We start from the raw sequence: 25,879 nt of genomic DNA on the forward strand, positions 1-25,879 counted from the left end.
GCGCTGTCGCTCCGCCCGACGGGTGCGGTGGGCGCGGGCACGGGCGGGTTCAGGTGGTCGGTCCGCCGGTGCTCTCGCGGCGGATCAGCCGGAACGGTGTCTGCACCGTGAGCGGACCCGTCACCGGCGTGCCCTCGATCCGGGCGACGAGGCGCCGCACCGCGAGCCGGCCGATCGCCTCCTTGTCCGGCGCGATTGTGGTGAGCGTCGGGTTGCCGTACCGCCCGTCCTCGATGTCGTCGATGCCGATCACCGCGACGTCCTCCGGCACCCGGCGACCGGCCTCGGTCAGGGCGCGCAGCGCGCCGATCGCCACCAGGTCGTTGTAGCCGAACACCGCGTCGGGCGGCTCGTCGAGGGCGAGGAGGTCGCCCATGGCGCGCCTGCCCTCTGTCCGGTCGAACCCGTCGGTGCGGGCGACCAACTGTGGGCGGAACGGCAGACCGGCGGCGTCCAGGGCCTCCCGGTAGCCGCGGAGGCGCAACTGCGCGGACTGCCTGTCGTCGCCGGGTGGCGCTCCGAGGAACGCTATCCGGCGACGGCCGATGGCCACCAGGTGCCGGATCGCCGCGTGGCTCGCGGCCACGTTGTCGATGGCGATGTGGTCGTACGGCGTGTCGTAGACGCCCTCGCCGATGAGCACCAGCGGGTTGCCGGCCCTGCGGTCGAGCACCTCGGCGCGGCCGACCCGTACCGGGCTGAGGATCAGGCCGTCGATGGTCTGCCGCCGTGAGCCGTCCAGGAGCAGTCGTTCCGCGTCGCCGTCCGCGGCGGTGTTCTCCATGACAAGTGTGTAGCCCAAGCCTGCCGCCTCCCGGATGGCGATCTCGGCGAGTTCGGCGAAGTAGGGGTTCGTCAGTTCCGGGATGGCCAGGGCGATCAGGCCGGTACGCCCTCGACGCAGGTGCCGGGCGCTGAGGTTGGGGCTGTAGCCGAGTTCGTCGACCGCCTGCTGCACCCGTTGCCGGGTCCGCTCCCCCACCGGCCGGTATCCGTTGACCACATTGGAGACCGTGGCCAGCGAGACGCCGGCGCGTTCGGCGATGTCCTTGAGGCTGACGCCCATCGACTCACCCTTTCCGGATGCCGCCTGGGATGGCGGTCGGCGAGGACACCTGAGTATGCATCGACGAACAAGGATTGACCGGGCCGCCGCCCTCCTCTATAACGTTATATAGATAACGACGGGTGTCAATAATGTTGCCGATGGTCGCCGCTGGAACTCCCGCCGACATCCTCCACCTCCGCCCAGCGACCACCGGATGCCCACCGCCCGCGCGCTTCGGGCCAGCTGCACCGCCCGTGGCGACTCGTCCCCCGGAGACGGCATGACACGTCGAGTCCACATCCGCACCGCCCTGCCCCTGCTGCTCGTCCTCACCCTGATCGCCGGCGTACTCGCCGCGCCCACCGGACCGGCGCAGGCCGCCCCGGCCAAGACGCCCCCGCTCACCACCCCGTGGACCAGTCAGGCGCTGGTCGGCACACCGCTGCCGGAATATCCGCGACCGCAGATGACCCGGCCCGACTGGCTCAACCTCAACGGCGAGTGGCAGCTCCGCCAGTCCGCCACCGACGACGCCCCACAGTTCGGCACCACCCTGCCCGAGCGGGTCAACGTCCCCTTCCCGGTGGAGAGCGCCCTGTCCGGGATCCAACGGGCCGCCAACGACAACCGCAACTACCTGTTCTACAGGCGTACGGTCACCGTCCCGCCGAACTGGGCGGGCCGGCGGACACTGCTGCACTTCGGGGCGGTCGACTGGCAGAGCACCGTCTGGGTCAACGGCGTACGCGTCGGGGCGCACACCGGTGGCTACGACGCTTTCAGCTTCGACGTGACACCGCAGCTGCGTGCCGGCTCGAACGAGATCGTCGTCAAGGTGTGGGACCCCACCGACACCCGGCAGAACGGCAGCCTCCCGGCGATCGGCAAGCAGACCAAGACACCAAGCGGCATCTTCTACACACCCAGCTCCGGCATCTGGCAGACGGTGTGGATGGAGCCGGTGCCCGCCGCGTCGATCAGCAGCGTCGACGTCTATCCGAACCTCACGAACAACACATTGCGCGTACGGGTGTTCACCCGAGGCGACGTCAGCGGTCACAGCGTGCTCGCCGAGGCGCTGAACGGCACCACTGTGGTCGGCTCGGCCACCGGCGGATTCAGCGAGTTCAGCGTGCCGGTGCCCAACGCGCGACGCTGGTCCCCCGACGACCCGTTCCTCTACAACCTGCGGGTCACGCTACGCAACGCCAGCGGCGCGACGGTCGACCGCACCACGCACTACTTCGGCATGCGCGAGATCACCACGGGCCTTGTGAACGGGGTGCTGCGCCCCAAGCTCAACGGTCAGTTCGTGTTCCAGGTCGGCACCCTCGACCAGGGCTTCTGGCCGGACGGGCTGTACACCGCACCCACCGACGCCGCGCTCGCGTTCGACCTGCAGAAGCACAAGGACCTCGGCTTCAACATGGTGCGCAAACACATCAAGGTCGAGCCACAGCGCTGGTTCTACCACGCCGACCGCCTCGGCCTGCTCGTCTGGCAGGACATCCCGTCGATGACAGCGCAGAACGTCGACGCCACCGACGCCCAGCAGGCGCAGTTCGAGACCGAGGCACGGGAGATCGTCGACGAGCATCGCAGCTCCCCGGCGGTCGTCGCCTACACGGCGTACAACGAGGGTTGGGGTGAGCGGAACCTGGCCGACACCCGCCGGGTCGGGCAGAACATCAAGAACCAGGACCCGACCCGACTGGTGAACACCCACAGCGGCTACAACTGCTGCCAGTCGCTGGGCAACCCCGGCAACGGCGACATCGACGACTGGCACGTCTACCTGGGGCCGGACTCCCCCTCGCCGTCGGGTAGCCGCATCGCCGTGCTCGGCGAGTTCGGCGGCCTGGGCCTGCACACGCCGGGCCACGAGTACAGCCCCAACGGCCAGTTCTTCGCGTACGAGTGGCAACCCACGTCGGCGGCGCTCACCGACCGCTACGTGGGGCTGGTGCAGGGCACCCAGAACCTGATGATCGGTAAAGGGCTCAGTGCGACCGTCTACACCGAGATCACCGACCAGGAGGGCGAGCTGAACGGCTTCCTCACCTACGACCGGCAGGTCGTCAAGATGGATCAGGCCCGGGTCCGCGCCGCAAACACCGCCCTCATCAACGCCTCCAAGTCGATCGGCAGCTCGGCGCCCGTCGCGCTGCCTGTCGACGCCCGGCGGTCGTTGCAGGTGACCACACCCGGCTACACCAACCGCTATCTGCGCCACCAGAACGGCCTGGCGTTCACCGAGGTCGTCGAGGCGGGCAGCTCGGCGCTGCTCAAGAACGACGCCACGTACACGATCCGGGCCGGCCTTGCCGACGCCACCTGCTACTCGTTCGAGTCGGTCAACTTCCCCGGTCAGTTCCTGCGGCACCAGGAATCCCGGGTCCGCAACTCCCCCAACGACGGGACCGCCCTTCTGCGCCAGGACGCCACCTGGTGCGCCCGGGTGGGCCTGACTGGCAGCGGTGTTTCGCTGGAGTCGTACAACTTCCGCGGCAAGTACCTGCGGCACTACAACTCGGAGGTCTGGCTCAGCAACGGTGCCGGGGGCGACGCATACAACACGCCAACGCTGTGGGCGGCCGACAGCACCTGGAACATCGCCGCACCCTGGGCACCCTGACCGGCGTGTCCGCCGGGGCCGGCCACAGCGGCCGGCCCCGGCGGGATCGCTGGCCAGCGGCCGTGCATCGGATCGCCAACGTTCAGGACAATCCAAGAAGTCAATCAAGCTGGAAGAGGTCGGTCTGCGCCCTCTACGCCATCGCTGAAGCGCACTTTCACGGCAGAACACAAGCAACGCCGGTGTCGTATTGCAGACATCTGCAAGGTGGCCACGGCATTCATATCCCTGAGCTTGCCAAAGCCCTACCTTGAAGCGAAGCCGAGCCGACGAGGCACCGAACGCACCTGCGCAAAACACATACAGTCATTGACATCCGGCTAAGACTTGAAAGTATGCTCGGAGGGCTCTTGCGGCGGTTGACAGGCCGGCACATCCGCCAGACGCCATAGAGGGCAGCGAGTGCACGAGGCTTGCGGTCCTTCGACGCTAGAAGGAGATTCCGTGCGAATCAGGCTTCCAGCAGTCCGCCAGCCGGACTCTTTCGGACTGGGGCGCAAGCGGGCGGGCAGCCTCGTCGCGACGGCACTACTCTTCCTCTTCACCTACGTGGCCCTGGTTGACATGGCGTGGGCAAACACGGCAGTCCACATCATTTTCGCCATCTTGGCCCTCGCGGCACTGACATTCGTCATCCGGATTCGCGAGACTCCCAAGCTGACGGAAGTGGCCCTCGGCCCGCCGGTTGCCGAGCCGGCAACCCGCGAAGAAATAGAAGAGGCCACCAAATACGTCGCACGCAATTACGATTCCTACGCCATCGCATGCTTCATAAACCTACTGCTTAACCCACCACGATCACTGTCACGCGTGCATGACGAAGTAGAGCCGGCCGGACGGATGTGGCGGGTCAACACCTCGTTGCAGTATCGCATCGACATTCCTCGCCCGCAGGGGCGGGGGGCGTCGGTAACCCCCGGCCCTACTGAGGATGCCAGTGTCGCGAACGCGCCTGGTAGCCAAGAGGTGGACCCCCGGGACCCAGATGCCCGATCGACTACGTCAAACCAAGAATCCGTTCCGTCGAGCATCCGTGCCCCACGAGTCCTCATTCCGTTGATCACCGCACGCAAAGGGCTGCTGTTCGACTTGGTGAGCGCTGCCAGCTCCAAGGGCGAGACGATTCCGGCTCTCTCCCAGTGGGAGGCACGTGGGCTCACCTCACTGGCGATTCAGTCCCTGTTTCTTCTGGCCCACCAGGAGACTTCCGGCGGCAAGAGGCCGCCCATTCTGAGCCCGTCCGATCACGAAATAATGGCTAGGGCCATCGTCGCAATTTGCAGGCCGGCGGGCCCACGGAGGTTACGGACCTCCGCCGACACGGCCAGAAGTGGCGTCGACGAGGTAGACGCTTCAATCGCACGCATCAGCAGTTTGAGCGGCGACATTTCGGCAGCATGGCGCGACAAGATCGTCGGCATCTGCAAAGCGCTTTCGCGAAGCTATGTGGTGATCGTCGAAGTTCCCGCACCTGAGACCACGAACCTCGTCGTAAGATACAGCTCGCTGTATTCTCCCGAGCGGATACACGTCAGCTCCTACGAGAAGTTGAGAGCGAGATTGGGGCTGGCGCCGTACACCTTGGATGTTCCGATGACCAGAGCCCTTCAGGCCGACAGTTATCACTTCGAACTGGTCGCGCCTGCGGGATGCTACGTGTTCAGCCACCACCTTGAGGCTCTCAAGAGCCGGCGCGCCCTACGCCAGAGCAACTTCAAACTCAACGATCGACAGCAGTACGTCAGGCTTCACCACGAAAAAGGACGCTCGGTCGCACACCTCTACGTCAGGAGGCAAGGCGGCAGAATCGATCTCCGAGCAAGCGCACCAGAAGAACTGGATCGCTGGAACTTCAAATCGATAATCTATCTGCGTGAGGTGCCCCCGGGGGTCCTTGGCAACGCCGCCATGCTTGCGGTCCTGACGGCCGTCATCATCCTGTTCTTCACTCTGACGCGCGCTGGCATGGACGGTGCAGCGTCGGCGCTGGGACTGCCTGCGCTCGTCCTGGCGCTCCCAGCGTTCGTCGCTGGCGCGCTCGGTCGCGGGCTCGACTACGAAAGGGTCGGTCGCACCTCGCTGACAGCCTACTTCGGGCTACAGTCGGTCGTGGTGCTCTCCCTGTCCGGCGTACTCATGTACGTCCTCGACTCCGCAAAAGAGCTTCCTTCGGAAGTGTCTCTGGCACTTGCCTTCGGCGACCACGTCGTGCACACCGACGCTGTTTGGCTCTCCCTGTCACTCATATCGCTCACCCTTGCGATATTTCTAGCGCGACAGCGACAGAACGCGACTCGCTACTACGTCGACATGCTTGAGCGCGCTGCGGTGAGCAAAGAGTCGGACCTTGAGATCGAGAACGGTAGCCCGACCCAGTAGGAGGCGTTCGAATGAGCGACGATCCAGCAGTTGAAGAGTGGGGCGACGGCCGCTTGGTCGTCCGACGTGCCGAGGTGCCTGACAGTGACATTGCCGGTATGACGGTGGTGACCACGAGAGCCGAACACATAGCGCTGAACGCCATCGTATACGCGTTAGTGGACAAGATCCGCGAGGAGGACGCCGCGCAGCTCAGCCGGAATGCTATCCCCTATCCTCTCCTGGCAGACCAGCGCAGGAAAGACGTTGACAAGTAGGGCCGAGACAGAGAGTCGGATCCGAACGCCGCTCATTGCATCGACTGGGCCAGCCATAAGGGGCGCCGACGGCAGCGGAGGTTAAGGCCCGAGCGTCCGCGATCGACATGACGGGCGATGAGCAGGCGTGTGAGGATACCGGCCATGCGTGCCGTGATCTTCGACGAGTTCGGTGCCCGCCCCGGGGTCCGCGACGTCCCGGACCCGGTGCCGCCGCCCGGAGGCGCTGTCATCCGGGTCGAGGCGACCGGGCTGTGCCGCAGCGACTGGCACGGTTGGCAGGGACACGATCCCGACATCCGCCCGCCGCACGTACCCGGTCACGAGTTCGCCGGTGTGGTCACGGCGGTCGGCGCGGGCGTACGCGGCTGGCGGCCCGGCGACCGGGTCACCGCGCCCTTCGTCTGCGCGTGTGGGCGGTGCCCGGCCTGCCTCGCCGGGCAGCAGCAGGTCTGCGAACGGCAGACGCAGCCCGGTTTCACCCACTGGGGGTCATTCGCCGAGTACGTGTCGGTGCACGACGCCGACGTCAACCTCGTCCCCCTTCCCGACGGGCTGGATTACCCGGCCGCCGCGGCGCTCGGCTGTCGGTTTGCCACGGCGTTCCGCGCGGTGGTGCACCAGGGGCGGGTGGCGGCCGGCGAGTGGGTGGCGGTGCACGGGTGCGGTGGCGTGGGGCTGTCCGCGGTGATGATCGCCGTGGCCTGCGGTGCTCAGGTGGTGGCGGTCGACGTCTCCCCCGGCGCACTCGACCTGGCCAGCCGCTTCGGGGCCACCGTCTGCCTGGACGGCAGCGCCCTCGACGGACCCTCGGCGGTGGCCGCCGCCGTTCGGGACGTGACCGGCGGTGGAGCACACCTGTCCCTCGACGCCCTCGGCAGCCACGCCACGTGCACCGCGTCGGTCGAGAGCTTGCGGCGTCGAGGGCGTCACATCCAGGTCGGGCTTCTGCCCCCCGCCCAGGGCCGCCCCACGCTGCCCATGGAACTCGTGATCGCGTACGAGTTGGAGGTGCTCGGCAGCCACGGCATGGCCGCGCACGCCTACCCGGAGCTCCTGCGGCTCGTCACCGCCGGCGTGCTGCGCCCTGCCGACCTGATCACCCGCACCATCGGCCTCGACGAGGTGCCGGACGCGCTGTCCACGATGGACAGGCCCACCACGGGCGGGATGTGTCTCATCCGCCCGTGGTGAGCACCGCGCAGGGCCCGGTGTCTAACCGTGGTCGATCGACTCGGACGGGACGGCGGGACGGCGACGCCCGGGCCGCATCAGCAGGGCGAGGACGACCACGAGCACGATGCCGTCGACGACAAGCAGGGTGGCCCCGAACGGGTCGATGCCATGGGCATGCCCCTCACTGTCCAGAATGGCCTCGGGAATTTCGCCGGTGTCGAGAGGTCCGGTGCCGGTGCCCACGCTGAACCGCAGCACACCGCTGTCGTCATGCCCGTTGGTGAAGGTGATGTGGTAGGCGACGCTGTAGTCGCCGGCCAGTGTGACGCGGACCGGTTGACGTAGCCCGCTCTCCCCGGCCGCCCTGATCTGTCCGTCGTTGACGGTGCTCCCGGTGCTGTCGCGCACCGTGATGTGCGACAGCACCGGGTCGGCACTTGTCGAGAGCCGCATTGTGACCGCGTCCGGTGTGGTCGCCAGGGCCGAGCCGCTGGCCGGGGTCACCGCCAGCACCCGGGCCGGTTCGGCGTCCGACTGGCGGACGGAGAACCAGACGACGGCGGCGATCCCCACGGAGGCCAGAGCGGTAGCGATCGCCAAGGTACGGCGCGCGGCGGACAAGGCGGCCCGCTCAGCCGACGGACGACGCGAGCGTCAGCCGGCGTTGGCCCCTGGGTACGCAGGTGCACTGCATCTGCTGCAACTCATGATCATTCGGCCGCAGGTGCAGGTACATCGCGACGAGCATCGGGATGAAGACGACCGAGTTGTAGAACAGGTGCAGCTCGACGCGGGGCACGACGAGCTGGACGAGGCTGCTAGGGCCGGCCGCACCGGGCAGCAGGAAGCCCATCTGGACCTGCAACAGCAGCAGCAGGTGCTCGATGTGATGCCAGAACTGGATCGCCAGGGCGACCGTCCACCATGTCTTCGCCCGACCCACGAACCCGGGGCGCAGGAGGAACAAGCCGATCAGCATGACGATCGCGTAGCCGTAGTGCAGCCACTCGGAGCTGACCAGCCATGGGTAGGGCATGCCCAGGACGCCACGCGCCTGTGGGCGGGCCCACCCCAGCGCCCAGATCTGGTACGCCTGCACCAGGTGCTCGGCCCAGTGGGCGAGCACGACGGCCATGTATAACCAGAGGACCGTGCGATGGTGCGCTGTGTTGATCGCGCCGATAAGTCCGGGACGTGCGGTGCTTTCCTTGGCCACGCTCATGTGCACTCCATCTAGGTGGCTGGTCATCTCAAGGAGCACGTTAGACATTGACGGAGAGTGATTGTTCTTCGTGGTTGCGCACTTGGCGCTACCGGGCCGTCACGAACCGCCTCGGGCGTGTGACAGTCTGCTTCTGCGGCGTCACAGAGAGCACGATGAAAGAAGCTCCCCGGACGGCCGGATGGGAGCATTGTCGCGCGGCGGTCACGCCGCCCCGCCCAGGTGGTCGGGGCTGTCACGACGGCGGAAGGGCATGACGACGATGGCGCACATCGATCTCGGCGTCGACGAGAAGCAGTTTCCCGGGATCACCGGCCCGATGATGTACCGGCCGGAGACGGCGAAGCCGCTCAACGAGCTGGCCGAGGTGCTGCTGCGCGCTCCGCACTCGCTCCCCGCTGGCGAGCGGGAGCTGATCGCCGCGTACGTCTCCGGGCGCAACGAGTGCACGTTCTGCTGCTCGTCGCACTCGGCGTTCGCCGCGGCGCAGCTCGAGGAGGGCATGGACCTCGTCGACAAGGTGCGCGCGGACCTCGACACCGCCCCGATCTCGGCGAAGCTGCGGGCGCTGCTGCGCATCGCCGGCGCGGTTCAGATCAGCGGCCGTAACGTCACCTCCGAGCTGGTCGCCGACGCCCGCGCCGAGGGCGCCACCGACCTGGAGATCCACGACACCGTGCTGATCGCTGCGGCGTTCTGCATGTTCAACCGCTACGTCGACGGGCTCGGCACCTTCGCACCCGTCGGTCAGGACGCCTACGCCGAGACCACCCGTCGGATCATCGAGGTCGGCTACGGGTCGGCGCTTCCGGTGCCGCCGCCGGCCACCCCGGTCAGCTGAGCGCCGGCCCCGAGGCCGGGCGCGGGTCAGGACGCGCTGGCGGACCGTTCGGTGGGGCCACCCGAGGTGGCGTCGGGTGTGGGGCGGCGAGTCAACACCTGAGGGCCGGTGGTCGTGATAGCCACCGTGTGCTCCGAGTGGGCGGTACGGGAGCCGTCGGCGGAGCGGATCGTCCAGCCGTCCTCATCAAATTTGATCTTGTCGGTCGAGCGGCAGAACCAGGGCTCGATGGCGACGGTGAGGCCTGGGGCGAGCTTCAGGCCACGGCGGGCGCGGCCGTCGTTGGACACGTGCGGGGCCTCGTGCATGGTCCGGCCGATGCCGTGGCCGCCGAACTCGGCGTTGACGCCGTAGCCATAGGAGCGGGCGACGTCGCCGATCGCGGCGGAGATGTCGCCGAGCCGACCGCCGGGCTGGGCGGCGGCGATGCCGGCCTCCAGTGCGACCTCGGTGGCCTCGATCAGCTTCTCGTCGGCCGGGTCGGGGGTGCCCACGATGACCGACAGCGCGGAGTCGGCGACCCAGCCGTCGACGCCGACCGCCATGTCGATGCTGAGCAGGTCGCCGTCGCGCAGGACGTAGTCGTGCGGCAGGCCGTGCAGCACAGCGTCGTTCACCGACAGGCACAGCACGTTGCGGAACGGGCCGCGGCCGAAGGAGGGTGCGTAGTCCCAGTAGCAGGATTCGGCGCCGCGCTCGGCGATCCGGCGGCGGGCGTGGTGTTCGAGGTCCATCAGGTTGACGCCGACGGCGGCGACACCGCTCAGCTCGGCGAGCAGCTCGCCGACGAACTGGCCGGCTACCGCCATCTGGCGGATTTCCTCGGCGGACTTGAGTTCGATCACGCCATATCTCCCTCTCCCGGTTGCGGTATTTTTATACCACGCCGGACGGCCTACTCCCCCGAGGGCTATCCTTCTGGCATGGTTCGCCAACCCCTCACCGCCGAGCAGATCGCAGCGGGTCAGCGCCTCGGAGTCGCCCTCCGCGCCGCGCGGGGCAGCCGCAGCCTCGTCGAGGTGGCCCTGGCAGCCGGCATCTCCCCGGAGACCCTGCGCAAGATCGAGGCGGGCCGGCTTCCCGCACCGGCGTTCGGCACCGTCGTGTGCCTCAGCCGGGCCCTCGACGTCCCGCTGGCCGACCTGGCCGACACCTGGCTTGCCGACATGCCCGTCGGCCAGTCGCCCTGGCTGCCGGCCGCCGAGGTGCTCCGCTAGGAGCCGGTCGACGTCGGGCCGGTCTCCTATAGTCGTCCGGTGAACCTGGATCGGGTCCGGCAGGCGTACGCGTCAGCCGCCGAGGCGTACATCGGGCTGTTCGGCACCCGCGAGCAGGTCGATCCCGACGACCTCGCCTTCATCGGGCGGCATCTGGCCGGCCGACCCGGCCCGGTGCTCGACCTGGGCTGCGGTCCCGGCCACCTCACCGACCATCTCCGCTCGCTGGGCGTCGACGCGACGGGTGTCGACCTGGTCCCCGAGTTCATCGCCCACGCGCGGTCCACCCATCCGGACGGTCGGTACCACGTGGGGTCACTGCACAGCCTCGACGCCGCCGACCACAGCCTGGCCGGCATCCTGGCCTGGTACTCGTTGATCCACCTGCCGCCGCCGGACCTCGACGGAGTGCTCGCCGAGTTCCGGCGAGCAATCTCGCCCTCCGGAACGCTTGTGCTCGGCCTCTTCGACGGCGGCACCGAGGAGGTCGCCGCCTTCGACCACAAGGTCGTCACGGCGTACCGCTGGCCTTTCGACGAGGTCTCCACGCGACTGGCGCGAGCCGGCTTCACGGAGGTCGAGCGTCTGCGGCGGCCCGGCGACGACCGCCACCGGCCGCACGGCGCCATCGCGGCCGTCGCCGTCTGACGGGACGACCAACGAGCAAGACATTGACACTTTTCGTTACACTGGTGTGAACAACTGCCCACAGCTCCCGCCGGATCGCCGCGGGGATCGCAGCCGGATGGTGGACGCCGCCCACATCCACCCGGCCCGCGCCCGCGCCGACCGCCCTGGTCGAGGCGTGCCCGCACGATCGCCGCCGCCAGCGCAGGGAGCACGTCCCCGGAGGAGTTCCATGAGAAGGAGATCGAAGATCGGCGCGGGGCTGGCGGCACTCATCGTCCCGGTCGCCTCGATGTTCATGGCGTTCGGCGCGACACCTGCCAGTGCCGCCGTCGGCGGCTCGGGGCCCTACCCCGCCGACTACGAGACGTCGACCACCCTGGCCAACCACACCATCTTCCGCCCGCAGACACTCCCGTCCGAGCGTCTCCCCATCCTCGTGTGGGGCAACGGCGCCTGCTCGGTCAATGGCCTCTCCCAGGGCAACTTCCTCCGGGAGATCGCCTCCCACGGCTTCCTCGCCATCGCCAACGGCGCTCCGAACGGATCCGGCTCGACCAACTCCCAGATGCTCACCCAGTCCATCGACTGGGCCGTCGCGGAGAACTCCCGGCAGGGCAGCAAGTACTTCAACAGGTTGGACACGTCCAAAGTCGCCGTCGCGGGCTTCTCCTGCGGGGGTCTGGAGGCGTACGCCGTCTCCAACGATCCCCGGGTCACCACGACCGGCATCTTCAGCAGCGGCCTGTTGAACGACGCCGACGACTACCAGCTCCGGAGACTGACCAAGCCGATCGCCTACTTCGTCGGCGGCCCCAGCGACATCGCCTACCCCAACGCCATTGACGACTGGGGCAAGCTCCCGGCCGGGCTGCCCGCCTTCATGGGCAACCTGAACGTCGGGCACGGCGGCACCTACGACCAGACCAACGGCGGCGAGTTCGGCCGCGTGGCGGTGCTCTACCTCAAGTGGCGCCTCAAGGGCGACACCACCGCCGGCACCAACTTCGTCGGCGCCAACTGCGGTCTGTGCGGTACCCAGTGGACCGTCCAGCAGAAGAACCTGACGCTCGGCGACGACCCGCCGCCCACCACACCGCCGCCGACCACACCCCCGCCCACCACACCGCCGCCGACCACGCCGCCGCCGACCACGCCGCCTCCGACCGGCAGCCCCGCATGCACCGCTGTCTACGCCGTCGCTGACCAGTGGAACGGCGGATTCGTCGCCAACGTCACCGTCACCGCCGGAACCGCCGCGCTCAGCGGTTGGCGCGTGACCCTCAACCTGCCGAGCGGCGCGTCGGTGAGCTCGCTGTGGAACGGCGTCGCCAGCGGAACCAGCGGCACCGTCACCGTCACGAACCAGAGCTACAACGGGCGGCTGGCCGCCGGTCAGACTGCCACCTTCGGGTTCCAGGGCACCGGAAACGGCAGCGGCGCAACCGCCACCTGCACCGGAGGCTGAATTCCACAGATGTGTGGGCCCTTCGGCGGGCCGGTGCCCGATCACCGGCCCGCCGAAGGTGTTTTCGCCGCCGGCCCGCACGCGCAGCGGGTCGACGGGCTGGCTCAGTGCGAGTGCCGGGGCACGGCGCTGCCGCTGCCGCCGACGAGGAAGTCAAGGTCAGCTCCCCTGTCGGCTTGCAGGACGTGCTCGCTGTAGAGCCGCGTCCAGCCCCGGTCGGCAGTCAGCGGTGGCGGCTGCCACGCGGCCCGGCGTCGGGCGAGTTCCACGTCGTCGACAAGCAGATCCAGACGCCGCGCGGAGGCGTCGACGTGAACCAGGTCCCCGGTACGCACCAGCGCCAGCGGGCCGCCCACCGACGCCTCCGGGGCCACGTGCAGGATGCAGGTGCCGTACCCGGTGCCGCTCATGCGGGCATCGGAGATCCGCACCATGTCCGTGATGCCGTCGGCGAGCAGCCGTCGCGGCATCGGCACGTTTCCCACCTCCGGAAAGCCGGGATAGCCGCGTGGGCCGGCGTTACGGACCACGATCACGGTGTCCGGCGTGACGTCGAGGTCCAGATCGTCGGCGGCGACGACGTACTCCTCGATCCGGTCGAAGACGAGCGCCGGCCCGGTGTGCGTGAGCAGGTGCGCGGAGGCGGCGGAGACCTTCAGCACCGCCCCGGACGGCGCGAGCGACCCGCGCAGCACCACGGTGCCCGAGCCGGCGGGCTGGAACGGCTCCGCGAGGGTGCCGATGACGTTCCGGTTCCAGCACCGGGCGCCGCCGATGTTGTCGGCCACGCTCCGTCCGCTGACGGTGACGTGGTCGAGATGCAGCAGCGGGGCGATCTCCGCCATCACCGCCGGCACGCCGCCGGCATAGGCGAAATCCTCCATGAGGTACGTCCCGGACGGCATGAGGTTGACGATCATGGGTACGTCGGCGGTGAGTGTGTCGAAGTCCTCCAGCGACAGCGGGACGCCGAGACGCCCGGCGATCGCCAGCAGGTGCACGACGGCGTTCGTGGAGCCGCCGATCGCCGCGTTGACCCGGATGGCGTTCTCGAACGCCTGTCGAGTGAGCACACTGGACAGCCGCTGGTCCTCGGAGACCATGGCGACGATCCGGCGACCGGCAGCGTGCGCGAGCGCGTACCTGCGGGAATCGACAGCCGGTACGGCGGCGGCCCCCGGCATCTGCACGCCCAGCGCCTCGGTCACACAGGCCATCGTGGAGGCCGTACCCATCGTCATGCAGTGACCCCGGCTGCGGGACATGCCGACCTCCGCCTCCGCGCAGTCGGCAACAGTCATCCGGCCGGCGCGCACCTCCTCGGTGAACTGCCAGACGACGGTGCCCGAGCCGATGTCCTGACCGCGGAACTTGCCGTTGAGCATGGGCCCGCCGGTCAGCATGAGGGTAGGCAGGTCGACGCTCGCCGCACCCATCAGCAGGCCGGGGGTGGTCTTGTCGCAGCCGGAGAGCAGGACCACCCCGTCGAGCGGGTTGGCGCGAACCAACTCCTCCAACTCCATGGCCAGCAGATTGCGGTAGAGCATCGTCGTGGGTCGCATGAGGGGCTCGCCAAGGCTCATCGCGGGAAACTCCAGCGGCAGGCCGCCGCTCTCCCAGATGCCCCGCTTCACCGATTCGGCCAGGTCGCGCAGGTGGGCGTTGCACGGTGTCAGCTCCGACCAGGTGGTGGCGATGCCGATCACCGGGCGACCGTCGAAGACGTCGTCGGCGAACCCCTGATTGCGCATCCACGATCGGTGGACGAACCCGTTGCGGCCTTCGGCGCCGAACCATTGCGCGCTGCGCAGCGGCCGATCTGTGGTCGACATCGGTGCACCCCTCCGGGTTGAGAGAAACAGAAGCGGGCTCAGGCCCAGACCTGTGGCAGCCGTACGGCGGCTACGTCGCCGCTGGCTCCAACCTCCCGTCGACGCGCCGGGCGATCGCGGTGTACCCGTCCCGCAACTCCTCGGGGAGGATCCATTCCGGGGCGTTCTGCCAGGCGAGCGGACGAAGGAACCGCCGAATCGAGGTGGCGCCCACCGAGGTGTGCACGGAATTCGTCGAGGGCCACAGCCCACCGTGGTGCTGGGCCCACGACACCCGCACGCCTGTGGGATAGCCGTCGAAGACGATGCGGCCGGAGCGGGCCGCGAGCACGTCGACCATCCGGCGTACGACAGCGGCGTCGTCGCCCGGCCCGTGGTGGATGGAGCCGGTCAACGACGGCGCGACGGTCGCCAGCACGGCGTCTAGGTCGGCGACGTCGTCGTACCGGACCACGACCAGGAGCGGACCGAAACATTCGTCGGCGATCTCGGCCGTCAGGCCGGGCAAATCGACCTCCAGGAGCGTCGGCGCGACAGTGAAGCCCGCACCGGGATCGACGGTCGGCCGCGCCGAGACGTGCGCGCCGGCCCGCTCGAACGCCCGCGCCCCGTTCTCGTACGCGTCCCGGATGCGCTCGTTGAGCACTACCGCACCGCCGGAGGCCGCGACCCTGTCCCGCAGCGCGTCCACAAGGTGCGCGCCACCCGGGTCCGACGGGACGAACGCCAGACCGGGTTTCGTGCACAGCTGACCGCCCGAGCCGGTGAACGAGGCGTACAGGCCCTCGGCGATCTGGTCCCCCCGGTCGGCGGACGCGCCGGGCAGGACGACGATCGGGTTCACGCTGCTCAGCTCGGCGTACAGGGGAATGGGATCGGGGCGTTCGTCGATGGCCGCCTGGATGGCGCGGGCGGCACCGACAGAGCCGGTCAGGGCCACCGCGCGCATCGCGGGATGGCGCACCAGGCGGCGGCCGGCCTGCTCCCCGTAGACGGTGGAGATCACCCCGTCGGGGCCGCCCAACTCGCGGATCGCCGACCCGATCGCCTCGGCGGAGGCGTGCGATGTCAGCGGGTGCGACGGGTGGGCCTTCAGGACTGTGGGACACCCCGCGGCGAGCGCGGCGGCGGTGTCACCCCCGGCGACCGAGAACGCGAACGGGAAGTTGCTCGCCCCGAAGACGGCGACCGGCCCCAGCGGTACGAGCATCCGCCGCAGGTCCGGGCCGGGCCCGAGTGGCGTCTCGGCAGCGTGGTCGATTGCCGCCTCGACGTACGCTCCGTCGCGCAGCACGTCGCCGAACAGCCGGAACTGGAGCGCCGCCCTGGTGAGTTCCTGGTCGAGTCGGGCGTGGCTCAGCCCGGTCTCCGCCTCGGCGGCGGCGACCAGTGCCGCCCGGTGGGACTCCAGGGAGGCTGCGATGGCGTCAAGCATCCCCGCTCGGCCGAGCCGTCCCAGGTCGGACAGCCACTGCGTCGCCCGGGACGCCTGCTCGGCGATCGCCTCCAGCCGGAGATCGTCGGTCTCGGTGAGATCCGTGTCGCGCTGTCGGCCGTCGCGCGGATCGACCGTGCTGACCACGTTCACAGCAGTCCTCTCTTTCCCAGGTTGGCCATGAGATCCCGGACGCCGAACTCCCAGGGCTCGCATTCCTCCGCGTGCCGCACGCGATTGACGAGGGTGCCGAGGGACGGGCAGCTGATCCGTACGATGTCGTCGACCTTGTGGGTGAAGCCCTCGCCGGGGCGGTCCCGGTCCTGGATGGGCGCGAACATGGTGCCGAGCATCAGGGCGGCGCCGTCGGGATAGCTGTGGTGCGGGCCGATCAACTGACGCACCAACGCCTCCGGGTCGCGCGACATCCGTGTCATCTCCGAGACGGCCTCCAGTCGGAAGCCGTCGACCCCGCAGACCTCAAGGCCCACCTCGAGTTCGCGTACCTGGTCCATGCCGAACCGCTCGTCGAAGAGGCGGATCAGGGGGCCGAGGGCGCAGGAGGCGTTGTTGTCCTTCGCCAGGGGCAGCAGGAGCGCCGAGCGGCCCTCGACGTCGCGCAGGTTCACGTCGTTGCCGAGGGTGGCGCCGACGACCCGGCCGCTGGACTGGACGATCAGCGTGACCTCGGGCTCCGGGTTGTTCCAGGTCGACGCGGCGAGCACACCGACAGCGACGGCGGTGCCGACGGCGGAGAGGATCTGCCCCTTGGTGAAGATCTCGGCGTCGGGCCCGATACCCACCTCCAGGTACTGGCTCCAGATGCCCTCGCCGACAAGCAGGGTCTTGAGCCGGTCCGCCTCGGGCGAGCCCGGTGCCAGGCTGGTCAGGTCGGTGCCGATGTCGGCGGACATGCGGTGCCGGATGTCCGCCGCCACCGCCACGTCTCCCCGTGCCCGCTCCTCGATGACGCGTTCGATGAGCGAGACCGGGAAGGTCACACCCGCGGCCTTGAGCGCCTGGAGGTCGACAGGGGCCAGCAACCAGGGCCGGGTACGGTCCGGCGACGCGGCACCGGTGTTGGCGAGGATCTCCCCGAAGTAGCCCACCCGTGGCCCGTCGAGCCCGGCCACCGTGGCGGCAGGGTCCGGCAGCTCACAGACGTCCCGGACGGTCGGGAACAGATGGCTGATGTCGATGACCTCGCCGCCGCGCACTGTCACCGTCGAGGGTCCGTCGACGGACGGGTCCCAGATCCGTCCGACGAGGACACTGTGGTCGACGTCGTCCGGCAGCGCCTCGGTGGAGGAACCGAACCAGTTCGCCTCAGCGGGCAGCTCTCGGGGCTTCGGGACCGTCATGAGCCGGTCTCCAGGTAGCAGGTGGGCCGCTCGTCCCGAGGGCAGACGAGCACGTCGCCGTAACCGGTCAGGACCAGCCGTTCATTGGTGATCTCGGGTCGCCAGGGCACATCCGTCGCCATGATCTCCAGGTATCGGAAGGTGGACGGTGTCGCGCCGAGCGGCAGTGTCGCCGTTTCTCCACTGTCACGCGTCGGAGTCACCGGGATCAATCTGCAACGATCGTAGCGCTATGTGCAACGGTGTCAAGCCATGATTGCGCGGCGCGTGGATTACATTGCACATGACGCAACGATGGCGGCCGGTGCGGCCGTCGCGGGAGGAGACGGAACTTGTCGCAATCGATTCGCCGCGCCATCGACCTCATCCGCCGGTCGGCGGAACAACCGCTGTCGCTCACCGAGGCGGCGGACGTGCTCGGCGTCCACAAGTCCACGGCTCTGCGGATCCTCCAGACACTGGAGGCCGCCCGCTTCGTACGCCGGACCGGCGCGGGTACCTACGTGCTCGGCAGCGGGGTGATCGAGCTGTCCGAGATCGCGCTCGGCTCGATGGACCTGCGGCAGTTCGCCGCCGCCCACCTCCGCGCGTTGCAACGCGAGACCGGCCACACCGTGCACCTGGGGCAGCTGACCGGCAACGAGATCATCTACATCGACAAGGTCGACAGCCAGGCGTTCGACGCCGTGAAGCTGCCATCCCGGGTGGGGCGCGCCGTGTCGATCTACGCGAGCGCGGTCGGCAAGACGATCCTTGCCTACCTGCCACCGGAGGAACGCGACCGCCTCCTCTCCCACGTCGTCTTCGAACGGTTCACCGACACCACCCTCACCGACCACGACTCCCTCGACGCCGAACTCACACGCATCCGTGAACGCGGCTGGGCCACGGACAACGGCGAGCACGACGCCTACGTGATGTGCGTGGCCGCACCGGTCCGGGACTCGCGCGGGCAGGTCATCGCCGCCGCCTCGATGACGGCGATCGAGGTCATCGCGAGCCTCGACGAGCTGAAGAGCGCCCTGCCCCTCCTGCTGGAGACCGCGAACCAGATCTCGCGTGAACTCGGATACACACCTCCGTCTTCCTGATCGTCACTCCGATGTCACCGGTTGATCGCATCGGTGACGTGTCGGCGTCGGTCCGTGCGAGTTGGCTGTCAGCCGTCGCAGATGACCGGACCAGGAGCTGATGCACGTGCCTTCCTCTCGTCGTACCTTCCTCGCGGGCGGCGCCGCCGCCGGCGTGGGCCTCGCCGTCGCCGGCGGACTGCCGTCGCTGGCGCAGGCCAGCCCGGCCCGGGTTCACCCGCCGGTCAAGGCCGGCCGCGTGCCATTCCCGCCGCTCGTGGACGACCCCAAGGGCATCCTGGCCCTGCCCAAGGGCTTCAGCTACACAGTTGTCACACGTACCGGGGTCACCCGGCTCGACCACGGCCAGGGCCTGACACCGGCCGACCACGACGGCATGGCCGTCTACGACGCCGGCCACGGCCGGTACCACCTGATCCAGAACCACGAGATGGACCCCGGCGCCGAGTTCGGCGTGCCGCACGTCAAGGGCACGGTCTACGACCCGGGCGCCGTCGACGCCGGTGGTTGCACCGTGATCAAGACGGACCGCGCCGGCCGCAACCTGGGCGAGTTCGTCGCCCTCTCCGGCACCGTCGCCAACTGTGCGGGCGGCCCCACCCCCTGGGGGACCTGGCTCACCTGCGAGGAGACCGAGGACCGGGCCGGGGACAAGTGGAGTGAGGACGGCCGGTCCGGCGTCTTCCAGAAGGACCACGGCTACGTCTTCGAGGTGTGGGCCGACGGCAGCGCCGACCCGAGGCCGATCAAGTGCCTGGGCCGCTACTCCCACGAGGCACTGGCGGTCGACAGGGACCGCACCAGGGTCTACCTCTCCGAGGACGCCGACGAGCCCAACGGCCTCTTCTACCGCTGGACGGCGCCACGCGGAGTGAAGCTGGGGCCCGGCGTACTCACCCGCCTCGCACCGGACGCCGGAGTCCTCGCCGCGATGCAGATCATCATGGACGACGGCTCGGTGCTCCCGGACGTCGCCTACCTGACCTCCGCCCAGCTGGGCCGCCCCTTCCCCGTACGGTGGATCGAGGTGCCCGACCGCGACGCGCGGAACAAGCCCGTGCGCGAGCAGTTCACCGATGGCCAGGTCACCCGCGGCCGCAAGTTCGAGGGCGTGTGGGGCACCGACGAGGGCGTGTACGTGGTCAACTCCTACGCCTGGGACGAGGGCGACCTGCCGGCGGACGCGGCGCCGCACGACGGCATGGTCTGGTTCTACAACTACAAGGACCAGACCATCCAGCTGGTGACGTACTTCCCGCACCAGACCGCCTCGGAGGAGGGGACGGCCGTCAAGTACACCGACCTCACCTTCGACGGCCCCGACAACGTGACGGTCACCCCGTGGGGAAGCCTCGTGCTCGCCGAGGACGGCTCTGGCGCCTCCCACGTGCTCAGCGCGACTCCAGGCGGCCCGACGTACGCGATCGCCCGCAACCAGCTCAACGACTCGGAGTTCTGCGGGCCTACCTTCACCGCCGACGGCAAGGTGCTCTTCGTCAACATGCAGGACCCCGGCCTCACCCTTGCCATCACCGGCCCGTGGGAGAAGTACCTGGGCTGACGCCCATCAGTGGGGGTCAGGCGATCGGCCTGGCCCCCACGACGCGGGTCGAGGCGGCAGGTAGGGTCACCGCCGTGCCAGCGAGGCTAGAGGCTGTCTACTGCGACGGGTGGGACGCCGGCGTGGTCAACCCGTTGACGTCGGTCACTGCGAAAGCACGCGACGCGGTGGGCGAACCGTACACCGTCCTGCTGTTGCTCAACGGTCAGCTGTGTGCGGTGATGGACCTGTCCTGGAGCGATGGGTATTGCCGAATCACTCGATTCGACCCCGCTGACAGGCAACTGTCTCGGCACCTGCTGCGCGGCACCGACGAGGGCGACCTGTTCCTGCGCGAAGCCCGCACCTGGGATGGCCCAGCCGACGCAGGCAAGTACGAGTATCCGCACGTTGCGGCCAGGACGACCACGACGTACAGCACCTCCGGAATGCGTACCGACATCGTGGAGCCGCGCGGAGACCTGGGTGCCCGGCAGGAGTCCACGTCGGAGCAGCGACCACCACGGCTACCCATCCCGGCTTTTGGCCAATGGAACGAGCTGTTGCGCCTCGCCGGGGAGGCATCCGCCGAGATTGTCGACGCCGTCCAGCACGAACTGCCGGTGCGCGTGGAGACCCGCGCACCGTGGCGACCGCCCCGTCCCCTGCGGCCCGACGGCATTGCGGAGCTGTTCGTCTCCGGCGCCATCGTCGACATCCACGACAAGCGGCTTCACCTGTCGGTTCATCAGGCCGGGGAGCTTCGCCTGACCTCCGGCCGTCTGGTGGCGGCCGACCCCTCGTCGCTGGAGTTCGACGCCGAGCCGTTCACCGTCAGCGTGCCAGCGGGCGCGTACCCGGTCTCGATCAGCCTTGCCACCTTCCTCGACGACCCGGGCCACAGCCGGGTGTGCGCTGCCCGCCTTGACGTCAACGACCGGCCCACCGTGCGGTGGGAACTGGCCTTGCGCGATGGCCAGGAGCCGATCGATCTGGGCCATCGGGAGTTCTTCGGGTTCGGCGTGGACGCTGGCATGGCCTGCTTCGTCGACGCGGACGCCCGCGAGCGGATGAAGGACGTCTGGCTGACCCTCGACGGCCTGATCGATCCCCGGCATCGCACGATTGACTCCGGAGCGATGGTCGTGTGGTCCAGCGGCTGGGGCGACGGTGCCTACCCCACCTGGATCGGCTACGACGCTACCGAGAGCGTTACCTGCTTTGTCGCGGACATGCTGCTGTTCCCCACCGACAACGACGAGGACGACGACTGAGCTGAGAGGGCTCGCGAGCCGACAAACGTCAGCCGTCCCCTAGGATCGGCCGGCAAACGCCCCGGCCCCAAAGGGAGTGCGGCCCGATGGATTCGAAGATCCTGCTGGAACGCCTGCACCGGGCCGGGATGCGCGACGTCGTGGCGGTCGAGCCGGTGACGGGTGGGCTCGCGGCGCTCGCCGGCATAGCCACCCGCCGGGACGCGCCTGCGGTGTTCGTCAAGGCGTTCGCCGACGCACCAGCCGAGGGCGTCTTCGTCACGGAGGCGCACGGGTTGGCCGCCCTGCGCGAGCGCGGCGGCGTGGCGACGCCTGAGGTGATCCTTGCGGGCCGGGACCTGCTGGTGCTGTCGGTGCTGCGGCCGAGGCCGCACGACGAGCACTTCTGGGAACAGTTCGCGCACGCGCTCGCCGGGATGCACCTGAGCACGACCTCCCCGCGCTTCGGCTGGGACCACGACAACTGGCTGGGCCGCCGCCGCCAGATCAACACCTGGGACGACGACGGCTTCGCCTTCTTCGCGCAGCACCGGTTGCTGCGCTGGCTCGGGCAGCCCCGCGTCGACGCGGCACTCGACACAGCGGACCGGGCGGCGCTGGAGCGGCTGTGCCACCGGCTGCCCGACCTGCTCCCCGACCGGCCGGCCTGCCTGACCCACGGTGACCTGTGGGCACAGAACATCCTGGCCACGCCGGACGGGCAGCCCGCGCTTATCGACCCCGCCGTGTCCTACATGTGGGCCGAGGTCGACCTCGCCCACGTCTGGTCCACCGCTCCCCCGCCCGAGGCGCGACGCTTCTTCGACGTGTACGCGGAACTGACCTCGCTCGACAGCGACTGGCGGGCCCGTATGCCGATCGTCCAACTGCGGCAGCACCTCGCCGTGCTGGCGCAGTTCGACGACGACTGGGGCGCGGCCGACCAGATCCGCGCCACCCTCGCCCCGTTCCGTACGCAAACCTGACCGCAGGTGCCCTCGGCTCGGCACTGCCGAACCGCTCGGGCATGGCCTATCAGGGCCGCTCGGGGCATGGACGCGCGGCGCCGCGGGTGTGCGTGGGCCGGCAGGGTCAGGCTCAGTGGACGAGGTCGAGGCCGGTCAGGTCAGCCGAGAGCGCCCAGAGGCGGGCCACCGCACTGCTGTCCGTGGGGTTGCCGCCGCTTTCGTTGGGGTCGCCGCCGACGATGCGACAGTCCGCGCAGTAGGCGCCACCGTTGGCATCGAGGCCGGGTGACGTGGCGGCCCAGACCTGCGTGGCAGCGCCCTGCTCGGCGGTCTTGAACAGGCCCGGCGTCGGGGTGCCGTCGGCGTCGATCCAGCCGGCGGCGACCATCTCCTCGACGGCAAGGTGTCGTTGCAGGGGCGTGAGGATCCAGCCGGGGTTGACCGAGAAGGCGCGGACGCCGTGCGGCTCGCCGACCAGGTCGAGGTGGCGGGCGAACAGGATGTTCGCGAGCTTCGACTGGGTGTACGCCTCCCACTTGTCGTAGCCGCGCTCGAAGTGCACGTCGTCCCAGCGGATCCGCCACGACGGGTTACGTCCGGAGGCGACCGAGACGACCCGGGCCGTCCGGGCGGCGGTGAGGGCCGGCCACAGCAGGTTCGTGAGCGCGTAGTGGCCGAGGTGGTTGATCGCGAACTGTGCCTCCCAGCCCGGACCGACCCGTGTCTCCGGGCAGGCCATCACCCCGGCGTTAGCGATCAGGATGTCGAGCGTCGGGTGGTCGCGTAGGAACCGGTCGGCGAACGTCCGGACGGACGCCAGGTCGGCGAGGTCGAGTTCGTCGACCTCGACCCCGCCCACGCCGGCCAGCATCCGCTGCGCGTCGTCCGGCCGACGAGCGGGGACGACGACGCGGGCCCCGGCATGGGCGAGAGCACGGGTCGTGGCGCGGCCGAGGCCGGAGTAGCCACCCGTGACGACAGCAGTCCTGCCGGTGAGGTCGATCCCGTCGAGGATGTCTCCGGCCGTGCTGTGGGCGCCGAACATTGTGTGGGTCGTGTCGCTGGTCATGGTCCGGACGCTATGGGCTAGACCAAGGTCTAGGTCAACGCCGATGCCGGGCGGGACTTCTGACGAGCGTGCAGGTACGCCGAGCGGCAGCGACCGGCGACCGGCGACGGACGGTGGGTGGCGGGCGACGGGCTACCGTCGACGCCATGGCGGACGGGGACCTGAGCATCGGGCAGGTGGCGCGGCGCACCGGGTTGAGCGTGCACACTCTGCGGCTCTACGAGCGGGCTGGTCTGCTGGCCGGCGAGGTGCGGCGCGATCGGGCCGGCCGGCGTGTCTACAGTGCCTGGGACGTCGAGTGGCTGATGAACTGCGTGAAGTTCCGGGCCACCGGGATGCCGCTGGCCACGATCAGCCGCCTGGCCCAGCTCGTCCGTGAGGGCAGCGGCAACGAGGCCGAGCGGCTGACGTTGCTGCGCGAGCACCGGCAGCACATCACCGAGCAGCTCGCCCGACTGCACGACTGCCTCGACCTCGTCGACACCAAGGTGGCCAGCTACGAGCGACACCTCGCCGCCGGCGCGACCGGGGATCCTTGGCAACAGCAAACCCCGCCCGTGCCGGGGACGCGCCGACACCAGGTCGGTTGACGCCCCCGGCTCGGGCTAGCTGGTGACGCGGAAGGTGGCGTCCGCGCGGCCGGTCGCGTTGGTGATCTGGTCCAGCCGCAACAGGTACTCCCAGTGCCGGATGTAGCGGTCCGGGAAGTTGTACGACTGGAACGACACCGCGCCGGAGTCGGCGAGCCCGGCCACCCGTCGGAAGGTGGCATCGGCGGCGAACTGCGCGGTGCCCTCGTTGCGGGCCAACGAGAAGTCGTAGTCGTAGTGCCGAAGGTAGTAGCCCGGGAAGTTCACCGACTCGAACGAGACATAGCCGCTCGACGCGTTGGCCAGGCCCGGCACGATCCGCCACTGGCCGTCGGCCGCCGGGCTCACGTTCGCGTCGATCCGGGCGTCGTAGCTGGCGTGCCGCACGTAGCGATCGGCGAAGTTGTACGACTGGAGGCGGTTCACCGGCAGGGTGGGCGTGCCGACACCGACGCTTGTCTGGGTGACCCGCGCGATGGTGCCGTCGCTGTTGTAGTTCAGGTAGTCCATCGCCAGGGACCGCCGGAAGTCGTTGCTGCCCGGCAGCCCGTTGCGGTGGTAGGCGATGTACCAGCGGCCGTTGTACTCCGCGATCGAGTGGTGATTGGTGTTGTTGTTCGTGTAGTCCAGCAGGATCCCGCGGTAGGTGAACGGACCGAGGGGGTTGCTCGCGGTGGCGTACGCGATCTGGCCAGGCCAGCCGGTCGAGTACGAGAAGTAGTAGACGCCGTTGCGCTTGTGCACGAATCCGGCCTCACCGAACGCGGTGCTGCTGCCCGTACCGGTGATCGTGAGGTTCTGGACGCCACCGGAGGTCGAGATCATGTCGGCGTTGAGCCGGACCACCTTCGGCGCGCGGGCACCACCGAAATACAGGTACGCCTGCCCGTTGTCGTCGACGAAGGCGGCCGGGTCGATCGGTTCCTCGCCGGTGTTGGCGTCGCGTCCACGCTCCACGAGGGAACTGCCGCGGGGATCGCTGAAGCCGCCCGTGGGTGACGTGCTGCGGGCCACGCCGATCTTCGTCCGGTCGACCGGAAGGTACAGGTAGTAGTAGCCGTTGCGCTGCACGGCTGACGGCGCCCAGGCGTACTGCGTCGCCCAGGAGAATCCGCTCACCGAGAAGGGCGCGCCGTGGTCGGTCCAGTCGACGAGGTTGCTCGACGAGTAGACCCGCCAGGCGTTGGAGTCCCAGTAGGTGCCGCTGTTGCCCTGGTCGTCGGTGGCGTAGATGTACACGCGGTTGTTGGCCACGAGCATCGACGGGTCGCCGGCGAACCGGGGCACAATCGGGTTCGCCGCCTGGGCGGGCATGGCGACCAAGGCCGTGGCCACCACGGCGGAGGACGCGATCAGGGACGCGATGACGCGCCAGCGGGCTGTCAGTCTCATGAGGGCGTCGTCTCCTAGAGGGTGGGCGCGACAGGTCGGATGGTGCCGTCGGCGTTGAACCACATCTGGTCGCGGAGTTCCTGCCCACCTTCGCCACGGGGGATGGGCGGCGACGGGACGATCGCCACCCAGCCCACGCGCGTTGGTCGGCCGGGGCGCCGAGCTAACCGATGCGGACCAGTTGCCACTGCTGGTTGTTGCCACCCCAGTCGGCGTACTGGACGATGTTGCCGCCGTCGGCGGTGGACGCGCCCTGCACCTCGATCGCCTTGCCGCTGTTGCGGTTGAGCAGGCGCACGTAGCCGCCGCTGGACTCGGCGATCCGGAACTGCTGGTTGGTGCCGTTGCCGTCGCCCCACTGCACGATCGCCGCACCGTCGGCGGTGGAGAAGTTGTAGACGTCGAGCACCTTGCCGGAGTGCCGGGACTTCAGCCGGTAGTAGCCGCCGCCGGAGTCGACGAACTGCCACTGCTGCCA

At 69.1% G+C, this 25,879-nt stretch carries 23 protein-coding genes and 1 pseudogene; 13 read left to right on the plus strand and 11 right to left on the minus strand.

All coding sequences use genetic code 11. From position 1 onward, the window contains the following. Positions 1-49 precede the first annotated feature (49 nt). Complete coding sequence (locus ADK66_RS06255) at positions 50-1,066, minus strand: LacI family DNA-binding transcriptional regulator (protein ID WP_053652934.1); 1,017 nt, start codon at positions 1,064-1,066, stop codon at positions 50-52. A gap of 262 nt (positions 1,067-1,328) precedes the next feature. Between ADK66_RS06255 and ADK66_RS06260 the strand changes: the two genes are divergently transcribed. The 4 genes from ADK66_RS06260 to ADK66_RS06275 all read left to right on the plus strand — a co-directional run bounded on the left by ADK66_RS06260 (position 1,329) and on the right by ADK66_RS06275 (position 7,513). Next, complete coding sequence (locus ADK66_RS06260; protein WP_053652970.1) at positions 1,329-3,683, plus strand: AbfB domain-containing protein; 2,355 nt, start codon at positions 1,329-1,331, stop codon at positions 3,681-3,683. A gap of 444 nt (positions 3,684-4,127) precedes the next feature. Further along, positions 4,128-6,062 carry a hypothetical protein gene (locus ADK66_RS06265; RefSeq protein ID WP_157552281.1) on the plus strand — a complete coding sequence of 645 codons (1,935 nt, stop codon included), beginning with the start codon at positions 4,128-4,130 and terminating at the stop codon, positions 6,060-6,062. An 11-nt stretch (positions 6,063-6,073) separates the two neighbouring features. Further along, a complete protein-coding gene (locus tag ADK66_RS06270; protein WP_053652936.1) occupies positions 6,074-6,319 on the plus strand; it encodes a hypothetical protein in 246 nt (81 codons plus the stop codon). A 144-nt stretch (positions 6,320-6,463) separates the two neighbouring features. Then, positions 6,464-7,513, plus strand: coding sequence for a zinc-dependent alcohol dehydrogenase family protein (locus tag ADK66_RS06275; RefSeq protein ID WP_053652937.1), 1,050 nt, complete (start codon positions 6,464-6,466; stop codon positions 7,511-7,513). 21 nt (positions 7,514-7,534) lie between these two features. Here ADK66_RS06275 and ADK66_RS06280 read toward each other — a convergent pair whose 3' ends face one another. Beyond that, a complete protein-coding gene (locus ADK66_RS06280; RefSeq protein ID WP_053652938.1) occupies positions 7,535-8,068 on the minus strand; it encodes a copper resistance CopC family protein in 534 nt (177 codons plus the stop codon). Between the two features lie 58 nt (positions 8,069-8,126). Further along, positions 8,127-8,630 carry a hypothetical protein gene (locus ADK66_RS06285; protein ID WP_231639928.1) on the minus strand — a complete coding sequence of 168 codons (504 nt, stop codon included), beginning with the start codon at positions 8,628-8,630 and terminating at the stop codon, positions 8,127-8,129. A 349-nt stretch (positions 8,631-8,979) separates the two neighbouring features. Here ADK66_RS06285 and ADK66_RS06290 point away from each other — a divergent pair, with 349 nt between their 5' ends. Further along, on the plus strand, positions 8,980-9,558 hold the full coding sequence (locus ADK66_RS06290) for a carboxymuconolactone decarboxylase family protein (RefSeq protein WP_053652972.1): 579 nt from the start codon (positions 8,980-8,982) through the stop codon (positions 9,556-9,558). A gap of 26 nt (positions 9,559-9,584) precedes the next feature. On the opposite strand, the gene map is transcribed toward ADK66_RS06290, so the two are convergent. Beyond that, on the minus strand, positions 9,585-10,403 hold the full coding sequence (map, locus tag ADK66_RS06295; protein ID WP_053652939.1) for a type I methionyl aminopeptidase: 819 nt from the start codon (positions 10,401-10,403) through the stop codon (positions 9,585-9,587). A gap of 78 nt (positions 10,404-10,481) precedes the next feature. Here map and ADK66_RS06300 point away from each other — a divergent pair, with 78 nt between their 5' ends. The 3 genes from ADK66_RS06300 to ADK66_RS06310 all read left to right on the plus strand — a co-directional run bounded on the left by ADK66_RS06300 (position 10,482) and on the right by ADK66_RS06310 (position 12,870). Next, positions 10,482-10,775, plus strand: a complete 294-nt coding sequence (locus ADK66_RS06300) for a helix-turn-helix domain-containing protein (protein ID WP_053652940.1) — start codon at positions 10,482-10,484, stop codon at positions 10,773-10,775. A gap of 39 nt (positions 10,776-10,814) precedes the next feature. Then, positions 10,815-11,423: a class I SAM-dependent methyltransferase gene (locus tag ADK66_RS06305; protein WP_053652941.1), complete on the plus strand. Its 609-nt coding sequence runs from the start codon at positions 10,815-10,817 to the stop codon at positions 11,421-11,423. Positions 11,424-11,634: 211 nt separating this feature from the next. Beyond that, positions 11,635-12,870 carry a cellulose binding domain-containing protein gene (locus ADK66_RS06310; RefSeq protein ID WP_053652942.1) on the plus strand — a complete coding sequence of 412 codons (1,236 nt, stop codon included), beginning with the start codon at positions 11,635-11,637 and terminating at the stop codon, positions 12,868-12,870. Between the two features lie 104 nt (positions 12,871-12,974). Here ADK66_RS06310 and ADK66_RS06315 read toward each other — a convergent pair whose 3' ends face one another. The 4 genes from ADK66_RS06315 to ADK66_RS06330 all read right to left on the minus strand — a co-directional run bounded on the left by ADK66_RS06315 (position 12,975) and on the right by ADK66_RS06330 (position 17,701). Further along, positions 12,975-14,702, minus strand: coding sequence for an IlvD/Edd family dehydratase (locus ADK66_RS06315; RefSeq protein ID WP_053652943.1), 1,728 nt, complete (start codon positions 14,700-14,702; stop codon positions 12,975-12,977). 70 nt (positions 14,703-14,772) lie between these two features. Continuing rightward, complete coding sequence (locus tag ADK66_RS06320; protein ID WP_053652944.1) at positions 14,773-16,290, minus strand: aldehyde dehydrogenase family protein; 1,518 nt, start codon at positions 16,288-16,290, stop codon at positions 14,773-14,775. Further along, the gene (locus tag ADK66_RS06325) at positions 16,287-17,498 is read right to left on the minus strand and encodes a fumarylacetoacetate hydrolase family protein (RefSeq protein ID WP_053652945.1); all 1,212 of its coding nucleotides are present in this window, start codon (positions 17,496-17,498) and stop codon (positions 16,287-16,289) included. The genes ADK66_RS06320 and ADK66_RS06325 overlap by 4 nt, the downstream gene beginning before the upstream one ends. Beyond that, entirely contained in the window at positions 17,495-17,701 is a 207-nt protein-coding gene (locus ADK66_RS06330) for a hypothetical protein (protein ID WP_053652946.1), read from the minus strand. Before ADK66_RS06330 ends, ADK66_RS06325 begins: the two co-directional genes overlap by 4 nt. Before the next feature lie 129 nt (positions 17,702-17,830). Between ADK66_RS06330 and ADK66_RS06335 the strand changes: the two genes are divergently transcribed. The 4 genes from ADK66_RS06335 (at position 17,831) to ADK66_RS06350 (ending at position 22,368) form a co-directional block, all read left to right on the plus strand. Beyond that, positions 17,831-18,589: an IclR family transcriptional regulator gene (locus ADK66_RS06335; RefSeq protein ID WP_053652947.1), complete on the plus strand. Its 759-nt coding sequence runs from the start codon at positions 17,831-17,833 to the stop codon at positions 18,587-18,589. Between the two features lie 100 nt (positions 18,590-18,689). Then, entirely contained in the window at positions 18,690-20,150 is a 1,461-nt protein-coding gene (locus tag ADK66_RS06340) for an alkaline phosphatase PhoX (protein WP_053652948.1), read from the plus strand. 74 nt (positions 20,151-20,224) lie between these two features. Beyond that, positions 20,225-21,403, plus strand: coding sequence for a DUF4241 domain-containing protein (locus ADK66_RS06345; RefSeq protein WP_157552285.1), 1,179 nt, complete (start codon positions 20,225-20,227; stop codon positions 21,401-21,403). Between the two features lie 86 nt (positions 21,404-21,489). Continuing rightward, complete coding sequence (locus ADK66_RS06350; protein ID WP_053652950.1) at positions 21,490-22,368, plus strand: fructosamine kinase family protein; 879 nt, start codon at positions 21,490-21,492, stop codon at positions 22,366-22,368. A 112-nt stretch (positions 22,369-22,480) separates the two neighbouring features. Here the strand turns inward: ADK66_RS06350 and ADK66_RS06355 are convergent, their stop codons facing one another. Beyond that, a complete protein-coding gene (locus tag ADK66_RS06355; RefSeq protein WP_053652951.1) occupies positions 22,481-23,419 on the minus strand; it encodes an oxidoreductase in 939 nt (312 codons plus the stop codon). Positions 23,420-23,565: 146 nt separating this feature from the next. Between ADK66_RS06355 and ADK66_RS06360 the strand changes: the two genes are divergently transcribed. After that, on the plus strand, positions 23,566-24,009 hold the full coding sequence (locus ADK66_RS06360) for a MerR family transcriptional regulator (protein ID WP_053652952.1): 444 nt from the start codon (positions 23,566-23,568) through the stop codon (positions 24,007-24,009). A 15-nt stretch (positions 24,010-24,024) separates the two neighbouring features. Here the strand turns inward: ADK66_RS06360 and ADK66_RS06365 are convergent, their stop codons facing one another. Continuing rightward, complete coding sequence (locus ADK66_RS06365; RefSeq protein WP_197281431.1) at positions 24,025-25,401, minus strand: AbfB domain-containing protein; 1,377 nt, start codon at positions 25,399-25,401, stop codon at positions 24,025-24,027. 166 nt (positions 25,402-25,567) lie between these two features. Beyond that, positions 25,568-25,879 (minus strand): annotated as a pseudogene (locus tag ADK66_RS06370) (RICIN domain-containing protein); the annotation flags it as partial.

Origin of the sequence: Micromonospora sp. NRRL B-16802, assembly GCF_001279555.1 — a bacterium.
Lineage (GTDB): Bacteria > Actinomycetota > Actinomycetes > Mycobacteriales > Micromonosporaceae > Micromonospora > Micromonospora profundi.